The 19,744-nt window shown below is 55.2% G+C and carries 17 protein-coding genes; 11 read left to right on the top strand and 6 right to left on the bottom strand.

The features are described from left to right. Positions 1–2: 2 nt before the first annotated feature. Positions 3–497, bottom strand: a complete 495-nt coding sequence (locus AAHF05_RS20865) for a PilN domain-containing protein (protein WP_129324600.1) — start codon at positions 495–497, stop codon at positions 3–5. After that, a complete protein-coding gene (locus tag AAHF05_RS20870) occupies positions 494–1,270 on the bottom strand; it encodes a DNA utilization protein HofM (RefSeq protein WP_129324599.1) in 777 nt (258 codons plus the stop codon). The genes AAHF05_RS20865 and AAHF05_RS20870 overlap by 4 nt, the downstream gene beginning before the upstream one ends. Positions 1,271–1,390: 120 nt before the next feature. Between AAHF05_RS20870 and mrcA the strand changes: the two genes are divergently transcribed. Then, positions 1,391–3,943, top strand: coding sequence for a peptidoglycan glycosyltransferase/peptidoglycan DD-transpeptidase MrcA (mrcA, locus tag AAHF05_RS20875; RefSeq protein WP_164989107.1), 2,553 nt, complete (start codon positions 1,391–1,393; stop codon positions 3,941–3,943). 77 nt (positions 3,944–4,020) lie between these two features. Here the strand turns inward: mrcA and nudE are convergent, their stop codons facing one another. Then, positions 4,021–4,581 carry an ADP compounds hydrolase NudE gene (nudE, locus tag AAHF05_RS20880; RefSeq protein ID WP_108091125.1) on the bottom strand — a complete coding sequence of 187 codons (561 nt, stop codon included), beginning with the start codon at positions 4,579–4,581 and terminating at the stop codon, positions 4,021–4,023. 325 nt (positions 4,582–4,906) lie between these two features. On the opposite strand from nudE, the gene AAHF05_RS20885 reads away from it, so the two are divergent. The 5 genes from AAHF05_RS20885 (at position 4,907) to pckA (ending at position 11,043) form a co-directional block, all read left to right on the top strand. Continuing rightward, entirely contained in the window at positions 4,907–7,042 is a 2,136-nt protein-coding gene (locus AAHF05_RS20885; RefSeq protein WP_129324597.1) for an intracellular growth attenuator family protein, read from the top strand. Between the two features lie 66 nt (positions 7,043–7,108). Further along, positions 7,109–7,792 (top strand): GMP/IMP nucleotidase, encoded by a 684-nt coding sequence (yrfG, locus tag AAHF05_RS20890; RefSeq protein ID WP_049007368.1) that lies wholly within the window; start codon positions 7,109–7,111, stop codon positions 7,790–7,792. Then, positions 7,789–8,190 carry a ribosome-associated heat shock protein Hsp15 gene (hslR, locus tag AAHF05_RS20895; protein ID WP_023333710.1) on the top strand — a complete coding sequence of 134 codons (402 nt, stop codon included), beginning with the start codon at positions 7,789–7,791 and terminating at the stop codon, positions 8,188–8,190. The genes yrfG and hslR overlap by 4 nt, the downstream gene beginning before the upstream one ends. 23 nt (positions 8,191–8,213) lie before the next feature. Further along, on the top strand, positions 8,214–9,092 hold the full coding sequence (gene hslO / locus AAHF05_RS20900; protein WP_023309492.1) for an Hsp33 family molecular chaperone HslO: 879 nt from the start codon (positions 8,214–8,216) through the stop codon (positions 9,090–9,092). A gap of 331 nt (positions 9,093–9,423) precedes the next feature. Beyond that, positions 9,424–11,043, top strand: a complete 1,620-nt coding sequence (pckA, locus tag AAHF05_RS20905) for a phosphoenolpyruvate carboxykinase (ATP) (protein ID WP_114979347.1) — start codon at positions 9,424–9,426, stop codon at positions 11,041–11,043. A 98-nt stretch (positions 11,044–11,141) separates the two neighbouring features. Here pckA and envZ read toward each other — a convergent pair whose 3' ends face one another. Together envZ and ompR are read right to left on the bottom strand one after the other, a co-directional pair. Continuing rightward, positions 11,142–12,488 carry a two-component system sensor histidine kinase EnvZ gene (gene envZ / locus AAHF05_RS20910; protein WP_023309494.1) on the bottom strand — a complete coding sequence of 449 codons (1,347 nt, stop codon included), beginning with the start codon at positions 12,486–12,488 and terminating at the stop codon, positions 11,142–11,144. After that, positions 12,485–13,204, bottom strand: a complete 720-nt coding sequence (ompR, locus tag AAHF05_RS20915) for a two-component system response regulator OmpR (protein ID WP_001157751.1) — start codon at positions 13,202–13,204, stop codon at positions 12,485–12,487. Before ompR ends, envZ begins: the two co-directional genes overlap by 4 nt. A 228-nt stretch (positions 13,205–13,432) precedes the next feature. Between ompR and greB the strand changes: the two genes are divergently transcribed. The 5 genes from greB to feoC all read left to right on the top strand — a co-directional run bounded on the left by greB (position 13,433) and on the right by feoC (position 19,412). Beyond that, positions 13,433–13,906, top strand: coding sequence for a transcription elongation factor GreB (gene greB / locus AAHF05_RS20920; RefSeq protein ID WP_028018028.1), 474 nt, complete (start codon positions 13,433–13,435; stop codon positions 13,904–13,906). Between the two features lie 86 nt (positions 13,907–13,992). Continuing rightward, positions 13,993–16,323, top strand: a complete 2,331-nt coding sequence (locus AAHF05_RS20925; RefSeq protein WP_028018029.1) for a Tex family protein — start codon at positions 13,993–13,995, stop codon at positions 16,321–16,323. Between the two features lie 265 nt (positions 16,324–16,588). Further along, complete coding sequence (feoA, locus tag AAHF05_RS20930; RefSeq protein ID WP_010436417.1) at positions 16,589–16,816, top strand: ferrous iron transporter A; 228 nt, start codon at positions 16,589–16,591, stop codon at positions 16,814–16,816. A 30-nt stretch (positions 16,817–16,846) separates the two neighbouring features. Then, complete coding sequence (gene feoB / locus AAHF05_RS20935) at positions 16,847–19,165, top strand: Fe(2+) transporter permease subunit FeoB (RefSeq protein ID WP_129324596.1); 2,319 nt, start codon at positions 16,847–16,849, stop codon at positions 19,163–19,165. Positions 19,166–19,175: 10 nt separating this feature from the next. Continuing rightward, complete coding sequence (gene feoC / locus AAHF05_RS20940; protein WP_028018031.1) at positions 19,176–19,412, top strand: [Fe-S]-dependent transcriptional repressor FeoC; 237 nt, start codon at positions 19,176–19,178, stop codon at positions 19,410–19,412. Positions 19,413–19,445: 33 nt separating this feature from the next. On the opposite strand, the gene AAHF05_RS20945 is transcribed toward feoC, so the two are convergent. Continuing rightward, a complete protein-coding gene (locus AAHF05_RS20945; protein ID WP_129324595.1) occupies positions 19,446–19,715 on the bottom strand; it encodes a YdgH/BhsA/McbA-like domain containing protein in 270 nt (89 codons plus the stop codon). Positions 19,716–19,744 lie beyond the last annotated feature (29 nt).

The raw sequence follows: 19,744 nt of genomic DNA on the forward strand, positions 1-19,744 counted from the left end.
CGTTACCTCTCACTTTTCAGATTAAATGTGAACATCCAGTGTCCCTGGCTATCCTGGCGGATCTCCCCTGCGGGTCCTGTCGTGAACCCGTCGAGTTGTCCAGGTACATCACGCAGCGCAGAAAGAGCTGGCAGGGTAGTGGCATACCCGATAAGCATCAGAGCAGGAGGCTGGTAACGCAGTTCAGTCAGCCAGACCTGCGAAGGAATGACGCTGGCAAGTGATTCCAGCACCGGTTGCCATGCGTGTCGTTGACGTTTCAGTGCAGGCATCGGCACCTCTGTGGTCAGCGTCTGGCGAGACATAAGCGCGTGACGCACGGACTGTATTCCCGCCAGTTCAGCTCGCAGAGCGTGCAGCCTCACCAGGTGGTTTATCCTCAGGCAGAAAATGACCATCAGCATCACCAGCCATGCGCCGACGAACATCGCGCCCCAGAAACGCAGACAACGCGCCCGCCGTTGCTGTCGCCACGGTATAAAGTTCGTCATGTTCACTCAGGGACCTCGCTCATGGCCAACGCCAGCGCGACGGTGTAATCAGCACCGCATTCCGGTAGCGGGGCATGGCAGCGCTCCAGGGTTTCCCATGGGTCACGTCGGCTATCAAACAGAGCGATATCGCCCGGACTCAGGGCCAGTAGCGCCGCCAGCTCCGTCACGTTTGCAGCTTCTGTGGTAAAGCGGCGTCCCCACTGATGACGCATAGCCCAAAGCCACTGATGTTCATCTCGCCAGGCGACGCAATGCGCCGGGGCAACTGCGGGAAGAAGGTTCGCCAGTGCGCTGGCATCCGGGGTAATCGTCACCAGCCGCAAACGAAGCGTTTTCGCCAGCGCCAGGAGAGTTTCAACCTCTTTGTTTTGTGCGGCGGTAACATGAAATGTGTTGCTGAACGTGTCCTGCACGTAATCGAAACAGAGCGTTTCTGCCGGCATCTCCAGTTCGCGCGAGAGTGCCGCGCCCAGCCATGAAAGTTGCTCGCTGTCGCGCAGCGCAACGGTCGGGCGGGGAAGTGAGCGTTGCAGGGTGCGTGCTGCCGGGAAAGAGAGGAACACACGGTGCTGGAGTGGCAACGTCTTACGCCAGTCGCGCAACGCGTCAACCAGCTGTTCAGGCTGGCATATTTTACCTTCCCGAATGACGCTTTCGGTCAGAGGGATTGCCCACCAGCGACGCAAGCACCAGCCCGTTCTCTCCCGGGCCAATGCGACGATGAGCACCCTATCCTGTTGAATATGAACGCCCGTTTGCCATGTTTTGAAAGCCATGCTTCACGATCTCCTTATCGCCCGTCACCGTGACGGCTATATCAATGAATCAGGCTTGCCTTTATACTACCGCGCGATTGTTTAGAAACTGCCCAAGTGAAACCAAATGGGAAATCTCCGGTGAAGTTCGTAAAGTATTTATTCATCCTTGCAGTCTGTTGCATTCTGCTGGGAGCAGGCTCGATTTACGGTTTGTACAAATATATTGAGCCACAGCTACCTGATGTCGCTACGCTTCGCGATGTGCGACTCCAGATCCCGATGCAAGTCTATAGCGCCGATGGCGAGTTGATGGCGCAGTATGGCGAGAAGCGCCGTATTCCGCTGACCTTAAACCAAATTCCACCTGTTATGGTGAAAGCCTTTATCGCCACTGAGGACAGCCGTTTTTACGAGCACCATGGTGTCGATCCGGTGGGAATTTTCCGTGCCGCAAGCATTGCGTTGTTCTCCGGTCATGCCTCTCAGGGGGCGAGTACCATTACGCAACAGCTGGCACGTAACTTCTTCCTCAGTCCGGAAAAGACGCTGATCCGTAAGATCAAAGAGGTCTTCCTTGCGATCCGTATCGAGCAGCTGTTGAGCAAAGACGAGATCCTTGAGCTGTACCTCAATAAAATCTATTTGGGGTACCGCGCCTATGGTGTGGGGGCTGCCGCACAGGTGTACTTCGGTAAACCAGTTGAGCAACTCACCTTAAGCGAAATGGCAACCATCGCGGGTCTGCCGAAAGCGCCTTCTACGTTTAACCCGCTCTACTCGCTCGATCGCGCCACCGCGCGTCGTAACGTCGTTCTGTCCCGTATGTTAAGCGAAGGCTATATCAGCCAGAGCGAGTACGACCAGGCGCGCAACGATGTCATTGATGCCAACTATCACGCCCCTGAGATCGCCTTCTCTGCCCCTTATCTGACCGAAATGGTTCGCCAGGAGATGGTGAATCGTTATGGTGATAAGGCCTACGAAGATGGTTATCGCGTTTACACTACTGTTACCCGCAAGGTTCAGCAGGCAGCACAGGAAGCGGTGCGTAATAACGTGATGGATTACGATATGCGTCACGGCTATCGCGGCCCGTCAAACGTGCTCTGGAAAGTGGGCGAAAGCGCGTGGGACAGCAAAAAAATCACCGGTACGCTGAAAGCACTGCCAACCTATGGTCCGCTCCTTCCTGCCGTGGTCACTCAAGCCGATCCTCAGGAAGCCGTTGCAATGCTCGCGGACGGAACCTCAGTGTCCCTGCGTATGGATGGCATCCGTTGGGCGCGTCCGTACCGTTCAGATACCCTGCAAGGTGCAACGCCGCGTAAAGTGACCGATGCGGTACAAACCGGACAGCAAATCTGGGTGCGCAAGGTAGGTGAGGCCTGGTGGCTGGCGCAAGTTCCGGACGTTAACTCGGCTCTGGTCTCCATTAATCCTCAGAACGGTGCTGTAATGGCCCTGGTCGGTGGGTTCGATTTTAACCAGAGCAAATTTAACCGTGCTACCCAGGCACTGCGTCAGGTCGGTTCCAATATCAAGCCGTTCCTCTACACTGCCGCGATGGATAAGGGCCTGACCCTTGCCAGCATCCTTAACGACGTTCCCATCTCTCGCTGGGATGCCGGTGCCGGTTCCGACTGGCAGCCGAAGAACTCCCCGGCGGAATATGCCGGCCCTATTCGTCTTCGTCAGGGTCTGGGACAATCGAAAAACGTGGTAATGGTGCGTGCCATGCGCGCCATGGGCGTCGACTATGCTGCCGAGTATCTGCAACGCTTCGGTTTCCCGGCGCAGAACATCGTTCGCACCGAATCGCTGGCGTTAGGCTCAGCCTCCTTTACGCCGCTTCAGGTTGCACGCGGATACTCGGTAATGGCCAACGGTGGCTTCCTGATTGATCCGTATTTTATCAGTAAAATCGAGAACGATCAGGGCGGCGTACTGTTTGAAGCGAAGCCGAAAATTGCCTGTCCTGACTGCGATATTCCGGTCATTTACGGCAATACGCCGAAATCTGACGTGCTTGAGAACAAGGACATGGAAGACGTTGCCGTGTCTCAGGAGCAGCAGAATGGCGTTGTGCCACAGCCGCAACTGGAACAGGCGAACCAGGCGCTGGTGGCGCAGACAGGTGCACAGGAGTATGCCCCGCATGTGATCAACACGCCGCTGTCATTCCTGATCAAAAGCGCGCTGAACACTAACATCTTCGGTGAACCAGGCTGGCAAGGTACCGGCTGGCGTGCAGGACGTGATTTGCAGCGTCATGACATCGGCGGTAAGACAGGGACAACCAACAGCTCGAAAGATGCGTGGTTCTCCGGCTACGGCCCGGGTGTGGTGACCTCAGTCTGGATCGGTTTCGACGATCATCGTCGCGACTTAGGCCGTACAACGGCATCTGGTGCGATTAAAGATCAGATTTCCGGCTATGAAGGTGGTGCGAAAAGTGCGCAACCTGCCTGGGATGCCTATATGAAATCTGTTCTTGAAGGTGTTCCAGAGCAGCCGCTGACGCCACCACCAGGCGTGGTGACAGTCAATATCGACCGCAGTACGGGCCAGCTCGCCAACGGCGGGAATAGTCGCGAAGAGTATTTCATCGAGGGCACGCAGCCAACCACACAGGCGGTGCATGAGGTGGGTACTGAGATTATTGATAACGGCGAAACGCACGAGCTGTTCTAAATAAAAATGCCCGATAAAAATCGGGCAAAGCATCGCAGGCCGGGTAAGGCGAAGCCGCCACCCGGCTTTTTTGTGGCCTACAGTCGCCCCTGCCCCTTCAACCACTCCCGTACCAGGAACAGTGCACTCACATTACGCGCTTCGTTAAAGTCCGGGTCTTCCAGCAAATCCATCAGGTGTGCTAGCGGCCAGCGAACCTGCGGCAACGGCTCCGGCTCGTCTCCTTCCAGCGATTCTGGATAGAGATCTTCGGCTACCACGATATTCATTTTGCTGGAAAAATAAGAGGGTGCCATGCTCAGTTTTTTCAGGAACGACAGCTCATTCGCGCCAAACCCCACCTCTTCTTTTAGCTCGCGGTTTGCCGCTTCAAAGACAGTTTCACCCGGGTCGATAAGCCCTTTCGAGAACCCAAGCTCGTAAGACTCCGTTCCCACAGCGTATTCGCGGATCAAAATCAGATGATCGTCGACAATAGGAACAATCATCACCGCTTCGCGCGCAGAGGGGCGCATACGCTCATAAACGCGACGCACACCGTTGCTGAACTCCAGGTCCACGCTTTCGACATTAAACAGGCGCGATTTTGCGACAGTTTCAACATTCAGAATGGTGGGTTTTTGTAGTGGTTTGCTCATCTTGATGGGTCTTAGCAGTGAGAACGGGCTTTATTGTGCGATATGCCGCACGGTTTCGGCAATGTCAATCGTTCTTTATTTACATTTATGCAACGTAATAAAGATCAATCCTCAATTCAAAACAAATGTCAAGAGGTTGAAATGTTTCCAGGAATTTGCTGATATCGCGCCATAACAGGCTTTGCTATCATCATCGGTCACTGGGATGCGCTTCAGAATGCTCAAGTTCGACTCCATACTTGCCGATAGCCAACCACAGACTCTCATTCAATATTAAAGGTGCTACAGACTACACCTGTAAGAAGATAAGTAAGATGGGGAAAGCATGAGCACCATTTTGATTGTTCTCGCTGCTATGCTGGCCGGCGCATTGTTTGCAGGATGGGTATACAGGCGTCGCATACAACGCCGTTACCGGTTGCCTTTTTTAAATGCGTTCGCTGGCGCAACGACGCGTAAACTCACGCAGGACGAGCGCGATGCAGTTGAAAACTATCTCGAAACGCTGAACCGTTCTCAGTTAACCCCTGGGCCGACGGGAGCCACTACTGCGCCAGTCTCACTTAAGCTTAATGCGCAAAGTGATACCGTGCTGTGCCTGACGCGCTCCATCACGCGCTATGGCATCACCACCGATGATCCCAACAAATGGCGCTATTACCTTGATTCTGTCGAAGTGCATCTGCCCCCATCCTGGGAGCAATACATTACTGACGAAAACAGCGTTGAACTGATCCACACCGATTCATTACCTCTGGTCATCTCGCTTAACGGTCACACGCTGAGTGAATACCTTCAGGAAGCACCGCGCTTTGCGCTGGAGCGTGCAAGTTCAACCCAGGCTTCCATCCGTGGCGAAGAGTCAGAGCAGATCGAACTGCTGAATATCCGCCAGGAGACGCATGAAGAATATGCCCTGAGCCGCCCGGATGGCATTCGTGAAGCCATCCTGATCGTTGCCGCTTTCCTGCTCTTTTTCTGCTGTCTGCTGACGCCGGATGTGTTTGTGCCCTGGCTGGCTGGCGGAGCGGTGTTACTGTTGGCTGCCGGGCTTTGGGGGCTTTTTGCCCCACCAGCAAAAACCTCGTTGCGTGAGATCCACTGCCTGCGCGGTACGCCGAAGCGCTGGGGTCTGTTTGGTGAAAACGATCAGGAGCATCTCAACAATATCTCACTCGGCATTATCGACCTTATCTACCCGCGCCACTGGCAACCATGGATTGCGCAGGATTTAGGACAGAAAACCGATATTGATATCTACCTTGACCGCCACGTTGTGCGTCAGGGCCGATTTTTATCTCTACATGATGAAGTGAAAAATTTCCCGCTCCAGCACTGGTTACGTAGCACGGTTATTGCCGGAGGCGCCGCGCTGGTCTTTGTCATGCTGCTGCTTTTCGTGCCGCTGGATATGCCCATCAAATTCACCCTTTCGTGGATCAAAGGGGCGCAAACCATCGAAGCGACCAGCGTCAACAAACTGGATGAAGCCGGTGTGCGCGTAGGAGACACGCTGCGCCTGAAGGGAACCGGGATGTGTAATATTCATACCCCAGGGGCGTGGAATACGCGCCAGAACTCACCGTTCATGCCGTTCGATTGCTCGCAAATCATCTGGAACGACGCGCCGCCGCTGCCGTTGCCGGAATCCGAAGTGGTGAATAAAGCTACCGCCCTCACTCAGACGGTCAACCGCCAGTTACATCCGAAGCCGGATGATGATTCGCGCGTCAGCCCTGCGCTGCGCTCAGCCATTCAGAAATCAGGCATGGTTCTGCTGGATGATTTTGGCGACATCGTTCTAAAAACGAAGGATTTATGCTCCTCGCAGGATGAGTGTGTGCGTCTCAAAAACGCCCTGGTAAACCTGGGGAACAGTAAAGACTGGGACGCGCTGGTGAAACGTGCCGAAGCGGGTCGGCTGGATGGCGTCAACGTGCTGCTGCGTCCGGTTAGCGCGGAATCGCTGGACAACCTGGTGGCCACTTCGACGGCACCGTTCATGATGCGCGAAACCACCCGTGCGGCTCAGGCGCTGAACAGCCCGGCACCGGGTGGCTTTGTCATTGTCAGTGATGAAGGTAGCGACCTGGTCGATCAACCTTATCCGCAGGTTGCGCTTTATGATTACCCGGCACAAGAGCAGTGGAGCCAATTTCAGCGCCTGGCGCAGATGCTGATGCAAACGCCGTTCAGTGCCGAAGGGATCGTCACGAGTATTTATACTGATGCCAACGGTACCCGTCATATCGTTCTGCACCGGATGCCGGATAGCGCAGGTTTGTGGCGCTACATTGGTACCTCGCTGCTGATGCTAGCCATGCTGTTCTCCATCTTCTGGAACGGTTTTATGGCCCTGCGTCGCTACCAGCGCTCACGCACCCGGCTGGCTGACATCCAGCAATATTACGAAAATTGCCTCAATCCTAAGCTGCTCCCCTCCTCTGAGAGCCTGATCTGATAACGTCCTTGCGCGACAAGATGTGCTACCCTGTCGCGCACGTTTCTTCTGGCTGGAGTACCCCTTATGCATCTTGATATCGCCTGGCAGGAGGTTGATACCGTTCTGCTGGATATGGACGGCACACTGCTCGATCTCGCCTTTGATAACTATTTCTGGCAAAAGCTGGTTCCGGAAACCTATGGCGAACAGCAGGGGATCTCCCCGGCAGAAGCGCAGGCATTCATTCGTTCGCAATATAGCGCGGTGCAGCATACGCTAAACTGGTACTGTCTTGACTACTGGAGCGAACGCCTCGGTCTGGATATTTGTGCCATGACTACCGCTCAGGGTCCACGCGCCGTGCTGCGTGAAGATACTGTACCTTTTCTGGATGCGCTGAAAGCCAGCGGCAAGCGCCGTATTTTGCTGACCAATGCGCATCCTCATAATCTGGCGGTAAAGCTGGAACATACGGGTCTGGCTTCACACCTTGATTTATTACTTTCTACCCACACATTTGGTTATCCGAAAGAGGATCAGCGGTTGTGGCACGCGGTGAAGGAAGAGACGGGTTTGCAGCCTGAACGTACGCTGTTTATTGACGACAGCGAGCCCATTCTGGATTCCGCAGCCACCTTTGGCATTCGCTATTGTCTGGGGGTCACTAATCCTGACTCTGGCCTGGCTGAAAAAAGCTATTTGCGCCATCCGGGGCTGAACGACTACCGCCAGATGATCCCCTCACTCACCGTGAAGGAGACGCCATGAAAGAAAAACCCTCTGATGGGGTAAGACTGGATAAATGGCTGTGGGCAGCGCGTTTTTATAAAACACGCGCCCTTGCCCGCGAGATGGTTGACGGCGGAAAAGTGCATTACAACGGCCAGCGCAGCAAACCGAGCAAGCTGGTTGAGTTGAATGCCACCCTGACGCTGCGTCAGGGCAACGATGAACGAACGGTGGTGATTAAAGCCATTACCGAACAACGGCGGCCTGCGACCGAAGCCGTACTGCTTTATGAAGAGACGGCTGAAAGCATTGAAAAGCGAGAGAAAACCGCGCTGGCGCGCAAAATGAACGCGCTGACTATGCCACACCCGGACCGGCGGCCGGATAAAAAAGAGCGCCGCGATCTGATGAAATTTAAACACGGTGAGACTGAGTAACCTCACCCGCACGAGAGACTAAAATGGCCCAACACGACCAATTACACCGCTATCTGTTTGAACAATTCGCCGTGCGCGGCGAGCTGGTCACCGTATCCGAAACCTGGAAACAGATTCTGGAAAACCACAACTACCCGCTGCCGGTGAAGACCCTGTTGGGCGAACTGCTGGTTGCCACCAGCTTGCTGACGGCGACGCTGAAATTCGCGGGTGATATCACCGTACAATTACAGGGTGATGGCCCGATGACGCTGGCGGTGATCAACGGCAATAACCAGCAGCAGATGCGCGGCGTGGCACGCGTTCAGGGCGATGTACCTGAAAATGCAGATTTGAAAACGCTGGTGGGTAATGGCTACCTGGTGATCACCATCTCCCCTGAGGAAGGTGAACGCTATCAGGGCGTGGTCGGTCTGGAAGGCGATACGCTGGCGGCCTGCCTGGAAGATTACTTCATGCGTTCTGAACAGCTGCCAACCCGCCTGTTCATTCGCACCGGTGAAGTGGACGGCCAGCCTGCTGCGGGCGGTATGTTGCTGCAGGTTCTGCCTGCGCAGGACGCACAGACCAATGATTTCGAGCACCTGGCGACGCTGACCGAAACCATCAAAGCGGAAGAGCTGTTCAACCTGTCGGCGACCGACGTGCTGTGGCGTCTGTATCACGAAGAAGAAGTGACCGTTTACGACCCGCAGTCAGTAGAGTTTAAGTGCACCTGTTCACGTGAACGCTGTGCCGGCGCACTGAAGACGCTGCCGGATGAAGAGATCGACAGCATCATGGCGGAAGACGGCGAAATTGATATGCACTGTGACTACTGCGGTACGCACTATGTGTTCAATTCGATGGATATCGCTGAGATCCGCAATAACGCCTCCCCGGCAGACCCACAGGTTCACTAATACTTTCCCCTCTCCCCTTTGGGGGAGGGGGAAAATCCCCGCCCATGCTGAATCGTTTTCATAATGTAACTCTTACGTAATTTTCTTACGTGTATGCGATTACATTCACATTCCTTCCGATAATATCACCAGCCTTTAACCTTTTCGGAACATTTTCCCCAACCAAAAAGCGATTCCTGCGATAATCCGCCTGCCCTGTGACTGGAGTCGCAGCGTTTTCCGTTAGTAAGGGTTTTGTCCAGATGCGTAAATCTATGAGCCCCGTCGCGGTTAACAACCTCAGAAAAACCCTACAATTTCAGGCAGTACATATTGGCTAAGGAGCAGTGATATGCGTGTTACTGGTTTAACCCCGCAAGATCTCAAGGCTTATGGTATTAACGACGTCCAGGAAATCGTCTACAACCCCGACTACGATACGCTGTATCAGGAAGAGCTCAATCCAGCCCTGGAAGGATACGAGCGCGGTGTGTTGACGAATCTTGGTGCTATCGCCGTCGATACCGGTATCTTTACCGGTCGTTCGCCGAAAGATAAGTATATCGTCCGCGACGAAACCACCCGCGATACGCTGTGGTGGGCTGACAAGGGCAAAGGGAAGAACGATAACAAACCGCTCTCCCCGGAAACCTGGCAGCATCTGAAAGGGCTCGTCACCCATCAACTTTCCGGCAAGCGTCTGTTCATTGTCGATGCTTTCTGTGGCGCTAACGCCGACACCCGTCTCTCCGTGCGTTTTATTACCGAAGTGGCCTGGCAGGCGCATTTCGTGAAAAACATGTTTATTCGTCCAACCGACGAAGAGCTGAAGAATTTCACCCCGGATTTCATCGTGATGAACGGTGCGAAATGCACTAACCCACAGTGGAAAGAGCAGGGTCTGAACTCCGAAAACTTTGTTGCCTTCAACCTGACCGAGCGTATCCAACTGATCGGCGGTACCTGGTACGGCGGCGAAATGAAGAAAGGGATGTTCTCCGTCATGAACTACCTGCTGCCGCTGCGGGGCATCGCCTCCATGCACTGCTCGGCTAACGTCGGTGAAAAAGGCGACGTGGCAGTGTTCTTTGGTCTTTCCGGTACCGGGAAAACCACCCTGTCCACCGATCCGAAACGTCGTCTGATTGGCGATGACGAACACGGCTGGGATGACGACGGTGTATTCAACTTTGAAGGCGGTTGCTACGCGAAGACCATTCGCCTGTCTGAAGAGGCCGAGCCGGATATCTTCCACGCTATTCGTCGCGATGCGCTGCTGGAAAACGTCACCGTGCGTGCCGATGGCTCCATCGACTTCGACGATGCGTCGAAAACGGAAAACACCCGCGTCTCTTACCCGATCTACCACATCGACAATATCGTGAAGCCGGTGTCAAAAGCGGGTCATGCCACGAAGGTCATTTTCCTGACGGCAGATGCGTTCGGCGTGCTGCCTCCGGTGTCTCGCCTGACCGCCAGCCAGACACAGTACCACTTCCTCTCTGGTTTCACCGCTAAGCTGGCGGGTACCGAGCGCGGCGTGACAGAACCCACTCCAACCTTCTCAGCCTGCTTCGGCGCGGCATTCCTGTCGCTGCACCCGACGCAGTACGCTGAAGTGCTGGTAAAACGCATGCAGGCTTCCGGCGCGCAGGCTTACCTGGTGAACACGGGCTGGAACGGGACCGGCAAGCGTATCTCCATCAAAGATACGCGCGCCATTATCGACGCCATTCTGGATGGTTCTCTGGATAACGCTGAAACCTTCACGCTGCCAATGTTTGATCTGGCGATCCCAACTGAGCTGCCGGGTGTGGATACGCATATCCTCGACCCCCGCAACACTTACGGTTCGCCGGAACAGTGGCGCGAGAAAGCGGAATCGCTGGCGAAGCTGTTTATTGAGAACTTCGAGAAGTACACCGATACCCCGGCGGGTGAAGCGCTGGTGAGCGCGGGACCGAAGCTGTAGGTAAAAGCAAAAAGGCAACGAAAGTTGCCTTTTTTAATGTTTTCTCCCTCTCCCCGTGGGAGAGGGCCGGGGTGAGGGCATCAGGCCGCACCCTTTTGTTAACTCTCTTTCACCTGCCCGCGCGTCACCGGTACCGGCAACCAGGCGCGAATGCTCAACCCGCCCCGCTCGCTGGTACCAATCTCCAGCAGTCCGTTATGGTTATCGATGATACGCTGTACAATCGCCAGACCTAAACCTGTACCGCTGGTGCTGCGCGCGCTGTCGCCACGCACAAACGGCTGGAACAGATGCTTACGCTGCTCAGGCTTGATGCCCGGACCATCGTCTTCCACCTGGAACCAGGCGCGGTTAAGTTCAGACCCGCTGCTGACTTTAATCCAGCCATTGCCGTAACGCGCCGCATTGACCACCATGTTGGCAACCGCACGTTTGATAGAAAGCGGATGCATCCGGACCTGGATCTCCCCCGCCTGAAGGTCGGTATCAATCTCGCGCTCGTAGCCGCTTTCCGCCGCCACCACTTCGCCCAGCACCGCGTTCAGATCCGCCATCTCCATTGGCATCTCCTGGCCGGTACGCAGGTAGTCGATGAACTGCTCAATGATGGCATTACACTCTTCGATGTCCTTGTTGATGGACTCGGCAAGATAGCCGTCCTCTTCCCCCATCATCTCCGTCGCCAGACGGATACGCGTTAGCGGCGTGCGCAGGTCATGGCTCACACCGGCCATCAGCAGCGTACGGTCATCTGCCAGTTGTTTCACACCGGCCGCCATATGGTTAAACGCACGCGTCACCGAACGGACCTCAGAGGCACCATACTCACGCAATGGAGGAGGAATAATCCCTTTACCGACCTGCAGCGCAGCGTGCTCCAGGTCGACCAGCGGTCGGTTCTGTATACGAATAAACAGCCAGGCTCCGCCTATCGCCAGCAGCATAATCGCCAGGGTGTAGCGGAATAGCGGTGAGAAGTCGCCCTGATGGATTTCGGTCAGCGGAACGCGCACCCAGATATTGGGTGACAGCCAGGTTTTCAGCCAGACAACAGGCGAGCTTTTGTTGACCTCGACGCGCACTTCCGTCGGGCCGCCGAGCTGCTGCGCCATCTGCTGGCTAAGGAATTCATAATGCTGAGCCCAGCGCAGGCCCGCGTCTTCCGCCGCTTCGTTTGAGTAGAGAGAAATACCCAGCTCACGGTAAATTTCACGACGGAAGGCAGGGGGGACAACCAGCTGCGTGCCATCCTCCAGCTGCAGTTTATCGGTCATCAGCATACGGACTTCGTAGGCCAGGACCTTATTAAACTGCTGGAGGCTCGGCAGGATCGCAAAGTTCAGCACCACCAGATAGGTCGTCACCAGGCTGACGAACAGCAGGGTGACGATCAGTAACAGGGTGCGGGCAAACGAGCTTCGCGGCGAGAAGCGCATTCGCCTCATGCTTTAGAACCGTCCGGAACGAACACGTAGCCCAGACCCCAAACGGTCTGAATATAACGAGGATGCGCCGGATCTTCTTCCACCATGCGGCGCAGACGAGAGATCTGCACATCGATGGAGCGTTCCATTGCGGAGTATTCGCGGCCACGCGCCAGGTTCATCAGCTTGTCACGGGACAGCGGCTCACGTGGGTGGCTAACCAGTGCTTTGAGAACGGCAAACTCGCCGCTGGTGAGTGGCATAGGTTCGTCTTCACGGAACATCTCGCGCGTGCCGAGGTTCAGTTTGAACTTGCCGAAGGCAATGACGGCCTCTTCCTGCGACGGTGCGCCAGGCAGTTCGTTCGCCTGACGACGCAGCACAGCGCGAATACGCGCCAGCAGTTCACGCGGGTTAAACGGTTTTGGAATGTAGTCGTCAGCACCAATTTCGAGGCCCACGATACGATCAACTTCCTCGCCCTTCGCCGTCACCATGATGATCGGCATCGGGTTGCTCTGGCTACGCAGACGGCGACAGATAGAGAGCCCGTCTTCGCCAGGCAGCATCAGGTCGAGCACCATCAGGTGGAAAGATTCACGGGTCAGCAGACGATCCATCTGCTCAGCGTTCGCGACGCTACGAACCTGGAAGCCCTGCTCGGTCAGATAACGTTCCAGCAGCGCACGCAGGCGCATGTCGTCATCCACGACCAGAATTTTGTAGTTCTCTTGCATTGTATTTACTCCCAAAGGTTCGGATAGTCTTTGTAACAGCGTATTCTAAAAAAGTGCACGTGTTCGACCAGCTAATTCTGGTATAAATTCTAGTCGAAATTGTTACAAAGCATATTTAACAGCAGCTTATCTGCTCATTTCATCACATAAATCATTATTAATCCTGTCTGTTACACTGTGCGGTACGTATTGTGCGCAAGACAGAAAACCGGCAGCAAAGGCTTTACCATGAAAACGCCCCTGATCACCCGCGAAGGGTACGAAAAACTCAAAAAAGAGATGGATTACCTGTGGCGCGAAGAGCGTCCTGAAGTGACGAAAAAAGTCACCTGGGCTGCGAGCCTCGGCGATCGCAGCGAAAATGCTGATTATCAGTACAACAAGAAGCGGCTGCGTGAGATCGACCGTCGGGTACGCTATCTGACGAAATGCCTTGAGAACCTTAAAATTGTCGATTACTCCCCGCAGCAGGAAGGCAAAGTGTTCTTCGGCGCATGGGTGGAGATTGAAAACGATAACGGCGATACCCTGCGTTTTCGCATCGTCGGCTACGATGAAATTTTTGGTCGAAAGGATTACATCTCCATCGACTCCCCGATGGCCCGTGCGCTGTTGAAAAAGGAAGTGGGCGATTTAGCCGTCGTTCAGACACCCGGCGGTGAAGCCAGCTGGTACGTCAATGAGATCGAGTACGTAAAATAGTCCGAGAGCGCCCTCCCCGGCTGGCATTTTGCCGTGTCAGCCCGTATAACTATCCCCTGATTTTTGACCCACAAGATGATAAAGCCATGATGAAAGATTCGCTCTGCCGCATTATTGCGGGTGAACTTCAGGCCAGAGCCGAACAGGTAGAAGCTGCCGTTCGCCTGCTTGATGAAGGGAACACCGTGCCGTTTATTGCACGTTATCGTAAGGAAGTCACCGGCGGTCTGGATGACACACAGCTGCGTAACCTGGAGACCCGTCTGGGTTATCTGCGCGAACTGGAAGAACGTCGCCAGGCGATCCTCAAATCCATCGGCGAACAGGGTAAACTGACCAGCGAGCTGGAAAACGCTATTAACGGTACCCTGAGCAAAACCGAACTCGAAGACCTCTATCTGCCGTACAAACCAAAGCGCCGCACGCGCGGGCAGATTGCGATTGAAGCGGGTCTTGAGCCGCTGGCCGACCTGCTGTGGAACGAACCTTCCCACGATCCAGATACCGAAGCGGCGAAATTCATCGACGCTGACAAAGGCGTAGCGGACACCAAGGCCGCCCTCGACGGCGCGCGTTATATTCTGATGGAACGCTTTGCCGAAGACGCCGCCCTGCTCGCCAAAGTACGTGATTACCTGTGGAAGAATGCCCACATCGTCTCGACCGTCGTCGCGGGTAAAGAGGACGAAGGCGCGAAATTCCGCGACTACTTCGATCACCACGAACCGATTTCAACGACCCCGTCTCACCGTGCGCTGGCAATGTTCCGCGGCCGCAACGAAGGCGTGCTGCAGCTTTCCCTGAATGCCGACCCTCAATTTGACGAGCCGCCGAAAGAGAGCCACTGCGAGCAGATCATCATCGATCACCTCGGCCTGCGTCTGAACAACGCCCCGGCGGACAGCTGGCGTAAAGGCGTGGTGAGCTGGACGTGGCGTATCAAAGTGCTGATGCACCTCGAAACCGAGCTGATGGGCACCGTGCGCGAGCGCGCCGAAGATGAAGCGATCAATGTGTTTGCCCGCAACCTGCACGACCTGCTGATGGCCGCCCCGGCGGGCCTTCGCGCCACCATGGGGCTCGATCCGGGTCTGCGTACGGGCGTAAAAGTGGCGGTAGTTGACGGCACCGGTAAGCTGGTGGCAACCGACACCATCTATCCACACACTGGCCAGGCAGCGAAAGCGGCTGTCGCAGTGGCGGCACTGTGCGAGAAATACAACGTGGAGCTGGTTGCTATCGGCAACGGTACGGCGTCCCGCGAAACCGAACGTTTCTACCTCGACGTGCAGAAACAATTCCCGAAAGTAACGGCGCAGAAAGTGATCGTCAGTGAAGCGGGGGCATCCGTCTATTCCGCATCTGAACTGGCGGCGCAGGAGTTCCCGGACCTGGACGTTTCTCTGCGCGGCGCGGTCTCTATCGCTCGTCGTCTGCAGGATCCGCTGGCAGAACTGGTGAAGATTGACCCGAAATCCATCGGTGTGGGCCAGTATCAGCACGACGTGAGCCAGACTCAGCTCGCCCGTAAGCTGGATGCGGTGGTGGAAGACTGCGTAAACGCCGTCGGTGTAGACCTGAATACCGCCTCAGTTCCCCTGTTGACCCGTGTTGCAGGCTTAACCCGCATGATGGCGCAGAACATCGTCGCCTGGCGTGATGAGAACGGTCAGTTCCAGAACCGTCAGCAACTGCTGAAGGTGAGCCGTCTGGGACCGAAAGCCTTTGAGCAGTGTGCGGGCTTCCTGCGCATCAACCACGGTGATAACCCGCTGGATGCCTCAACCGTTCACCCGGAAGCGTACCCGGTGGTAGAACGCATTCTGGCTGCCACTCAACAGGCACTGAAAGACCTGATGGGTGATAACAGTGCGCTGCGCAACCTGAAAGCCGCGGATTTCACCGACGATAAATTTGGTGTGCCAACCGTCACTGACATCATCAAAGAGCTGGAAAAACCGGGCCGCGATCCACGTCCTGAGTTCAAAACCGCGACCTTTGCCGACGGCATCGAGACCATGAACGACCTGCTGCCAGGCATGGTGCTGGAAGGCGCGGTGACCAACGTCACCAACTTTGGCGCATTTGTGGATATCGGCGTGCATCAGGATGGCCTGGTCCATATCTCATCCCTTGCCGACAAGTTCGTTGAAGACCCGCACACCGTGGTCAAAGCGGGCGATATCGTGAAGGTCAAAGTGCTGGAAGTGGATTTACAGCGCAAACGAATTGCCCTGACCATGCGTCTGGATGAACAACCCGGCGAAACCAACGCGCGCCGTAGCGGCAATGGTGGTGGCCGCGAGCAGCAGCGCCCGGCCGCTAAAGCCGCGAAACCGCGTGGGCGTGATACTCAGCCTGCAGGCAACAGCGCGATGATGGATGCGCTGGCGGCCGCGATGGGTAAAAAACGCTAACCTCTCACCCTCTCCCCACAGGGGAGAGGGGATCGCGCAGTACGGTATATTCTCTCACTCCTTTATTTAAACCAATAATTAGCACGCCATTAACAAATAGGCCGCTTCTCTCGTCGCCGCATATTCAGCAAATATTGAGCAAGGTCAAACAGGCCGTAAATTAATCCCGCAAACAACATTCCGTCACAGTTTTATTATTGCTGATACAAACTATTCTCATTATCATCGCATAGTAGATTATTTAACCTTCGTGGGATCAGGCATTATGCAATTCACTCCAGACAGTGCATGGAAAATTACCGGTTTTACCCGTGAAATTAGCCCGGCCTATCGGCAAAAGCTGCTGTCACTGGGCATGCTACCCGGCTCGTCTTTCCAGGTCGTGCGCGTTGCCCCGTTAGGTGATCCCGTTCATATCGAAACCCGCCGCGTGAATTTGGTGCTGCGTAAGAAAGACCTCGCATTAATAGAAGTCGAAGCCTTATCTCAATAACAAGCCAGCGGTTTCAGTGAGTCTACTAAAATGAAAAAATTAACTATTGGCTTAATTGGTAATCCAAATTCCGGCAAGACCACGTTATTTAACCAGTTAACCGGAGCGCGTCAGCGCGTGGGTAACTGGGCAGGTGTGACGGTTGAGCGTAAAGAAGGCCAGTTCACGACGACAGACAACCAGGTGACGCTGGTTGACCTTCCCGGCACCTACTCCTTAACCACCATTTCGTCGCAAACCTCGCTCGATGAGCAAATTGCCTGCCACTATATTCTTGGCGGCGACGCGGATCTCCTGATCAACGTGGTCGATGCTTCCAATCTTGAGCGTAACCTCTATCTGACGCTGCAACTGCTGGAACTGGGTATTCCCTGCATCGTGGCGCTTAACATGCTCGACATTGCGGAGAAACAAAAGCTGCGTATCGACGTCGATGCCCTCTCCGCACGCCTGGGTTGCCCGGTGGTTCCGCTGGTGTCGACGCGTGCTCGCGGCATTGATGCCCTGAAGTTGGCGATTGACCGTCATGCGGGGAATCGCGACGTTGAGCTGGTGCATTACGCGCAACCACTTCTGCACGAAGCCGGTCTGCTGGCAGAGGAAATGGACAAAAGCATGCCCGCAAAACAGCGTCTGTGGCTCGGCCTGCAGATGCTGGAAGGGGATATCTACAGCCGTGCATACGCCGGGCATGCGGCAGATAAACTGGATGTCACAATCGCCCGTCTTAGCGACGAGCTGGATGACCCAGCCCTGCACATCGCCGATGCACGTTACCAGACAATTGCCTCGATTTGCGACGTTGTCAGTAACGCCCTTACGGCGGAACCGAGCCGTTTTACCGCTGCGGTAGACAAGATTGTGCTTAACCGTTTCCTGGGTTTGCCGATCTTCCTGCTGGTGATGTACATAATGTTCCTGCTTGCCATTAACATCGGTGGCGCGCTGCAGCCTATTTTCGATGCGGGCTCCGTCGCGGTCTTCGTACACGGTATTCAGTGGGTGGGTTACACCCTGCACTTCCCGGAATGGCTAACCATTTTCCTGGCCCAGGGGATCGGTGGCGGTATCAACACCGTTCTGCCACTGGTGCCGCAAATCGGCATGATGTATCTGTTCCTCTCCTTCCTGGAGGATTCCGGTTACATGGCGCGCGCGGCGTTTGTCATGGACCGTCTGATGCAGGCTCTTGGTCTGCCGGGCAAATCCTTCGTCCCGCTAATTGTTGGCTTCGGCTGTAACGTGCCGTCGGTGATGGGCGCGCGCACCCTTGATGCGCCGCGTGAACGTCTGATGACCATCATGATGGCGCCGTTTATGTCCTGCGGTGCGCGCCTGGCCATCTTTGCGGTTTTTGCGGCAGCCTTCTTTGGCCAACAGGGCGCGCTGGCGGTCTTTTCGCTGTATGTGCTGGGTATTGTGATGGCGATCCTCACCGGTCTGATGCTGAAGCACACCATCATGCGCGGTGAAGCGTCGCCGTTTGTGATGGAGCTGCCGGTGTATCACGTGCCGCATCTAAAAAGCCTGGCGATCCAGACCTGGCAGCGCCTGAAAGGCTTTGTGCTGCGCGCCGGTAAGGTAATTGTCATCGTCAGCATTTTCCTGAGCGCGTTGAACAGCTTCACCCTCAGCGGACAGGCGGCAGATAACATCAACGATTCTGCTCTTGCCTCCGTCAGCCGCGTCATCACGCCAGTCTTCAAACCGATTGGCGTGCATGAGGATAACTGGCAGGCGACGGTTGGCCTGTTCACGGGTGCGATGGCAAAAGAAGTGGTTGTCGGCACCCTGAACACGCTTTACACCGCTGAGAACATTCAGGAGCAGGAATTTAATCCGGCAGAGTTTCACCTCGGTAACGAACTGTTGGGTGCAGTAGAGGAAACCTGGCAGAGCCTGAAAGACACCTTCAGCCTGAGCGTGCTGGCAAACCCTATTGAAGCCAGCAAAGGCGACGGTGAAATGGCGACGGGGGCTATGGGCGTGATGAGTGAGAAGTTTGGCAGCGAGTCTGCAGCTTACAGCTACCTCATCTTTGTCCTGCTCTATATTCCGTGCATCTCCGTGATGGGGGCGATTTCCCGTGAGTCCAGCCGTGGCTGGATGGGATTCTCCATTCTGTGGGGGTTAAACATTGCTTACTCGCTGGCGACGCTCTTTTACCAGACCGTTAACTTTAGCCAGCACCCACGTTATAGCCTGGTCTGTATTCTGGCAGTTGTCCTCTTTAACGTGTTAGTTATCAGTCTGCTACGCCGGGCACGAAGCCGCGTCGATATCGACCTGCTGGCAAACCGTAAAACCGCCGCCACTTGTTGCAGCAGCCCGGCGGGTGACTGTCACTAAGGAGTAAGCCATGGCATCGTTGATTCAGGTTCGTGATCTGCTGGCATTACAAGGGCGGATGGAGGCGAAACAACTGAGCCTCAGCCTGCATACGCCGCAGCCGATGATCGATGCCATGCTGGAAAGGCTGGAAGCCATGGGGAAAGCCGTGCGGATTCAGGAAGACGCGGACGGCTGTCTCTCCGGCAGTTGTAAAAGCTGCCCGGAAGGTAAAGCCTGCCTCAAGGAGTGGTGGGCCTTGCGTTAATAAAGCCGGGCAGAGATGCCCGGCTTTATCGTATTACTTATAGACTTCCGCCGTTGCGCGCACGTTTTTTGTATCTTTATTCGCACTGGTCACCACGTAGTACGTCCCGCCCAGTTCATCCGCCTTTTTCGACAACTCTCTGCGAGCGTCCATCGGCGCGGTGGTGTCAGACGTAGAAATCTCACCAATTTTGGTCAGATTCATCCCGGCAACTTTATCTTTTTCCAGCTCTTTTGCCGCAAAGACGCCAAATGAAAGTGACCCAATAACCAGAGAAGTGACAATACCTGTAACAAGTTTCATAGCCTGACTCTCCTTAGGATTGTTGTTTT

Source organism: Enterobacter adelaidei (assembly GCF_041937165.1).
GTDB classification, from domain to species: domain Bacteria; phylum Pseudomonadota; class Gammaproteobacteria; order Enterobacterales; family Enterobacteriaceae; genus Enterobacter; species Enterobacter adelaidei.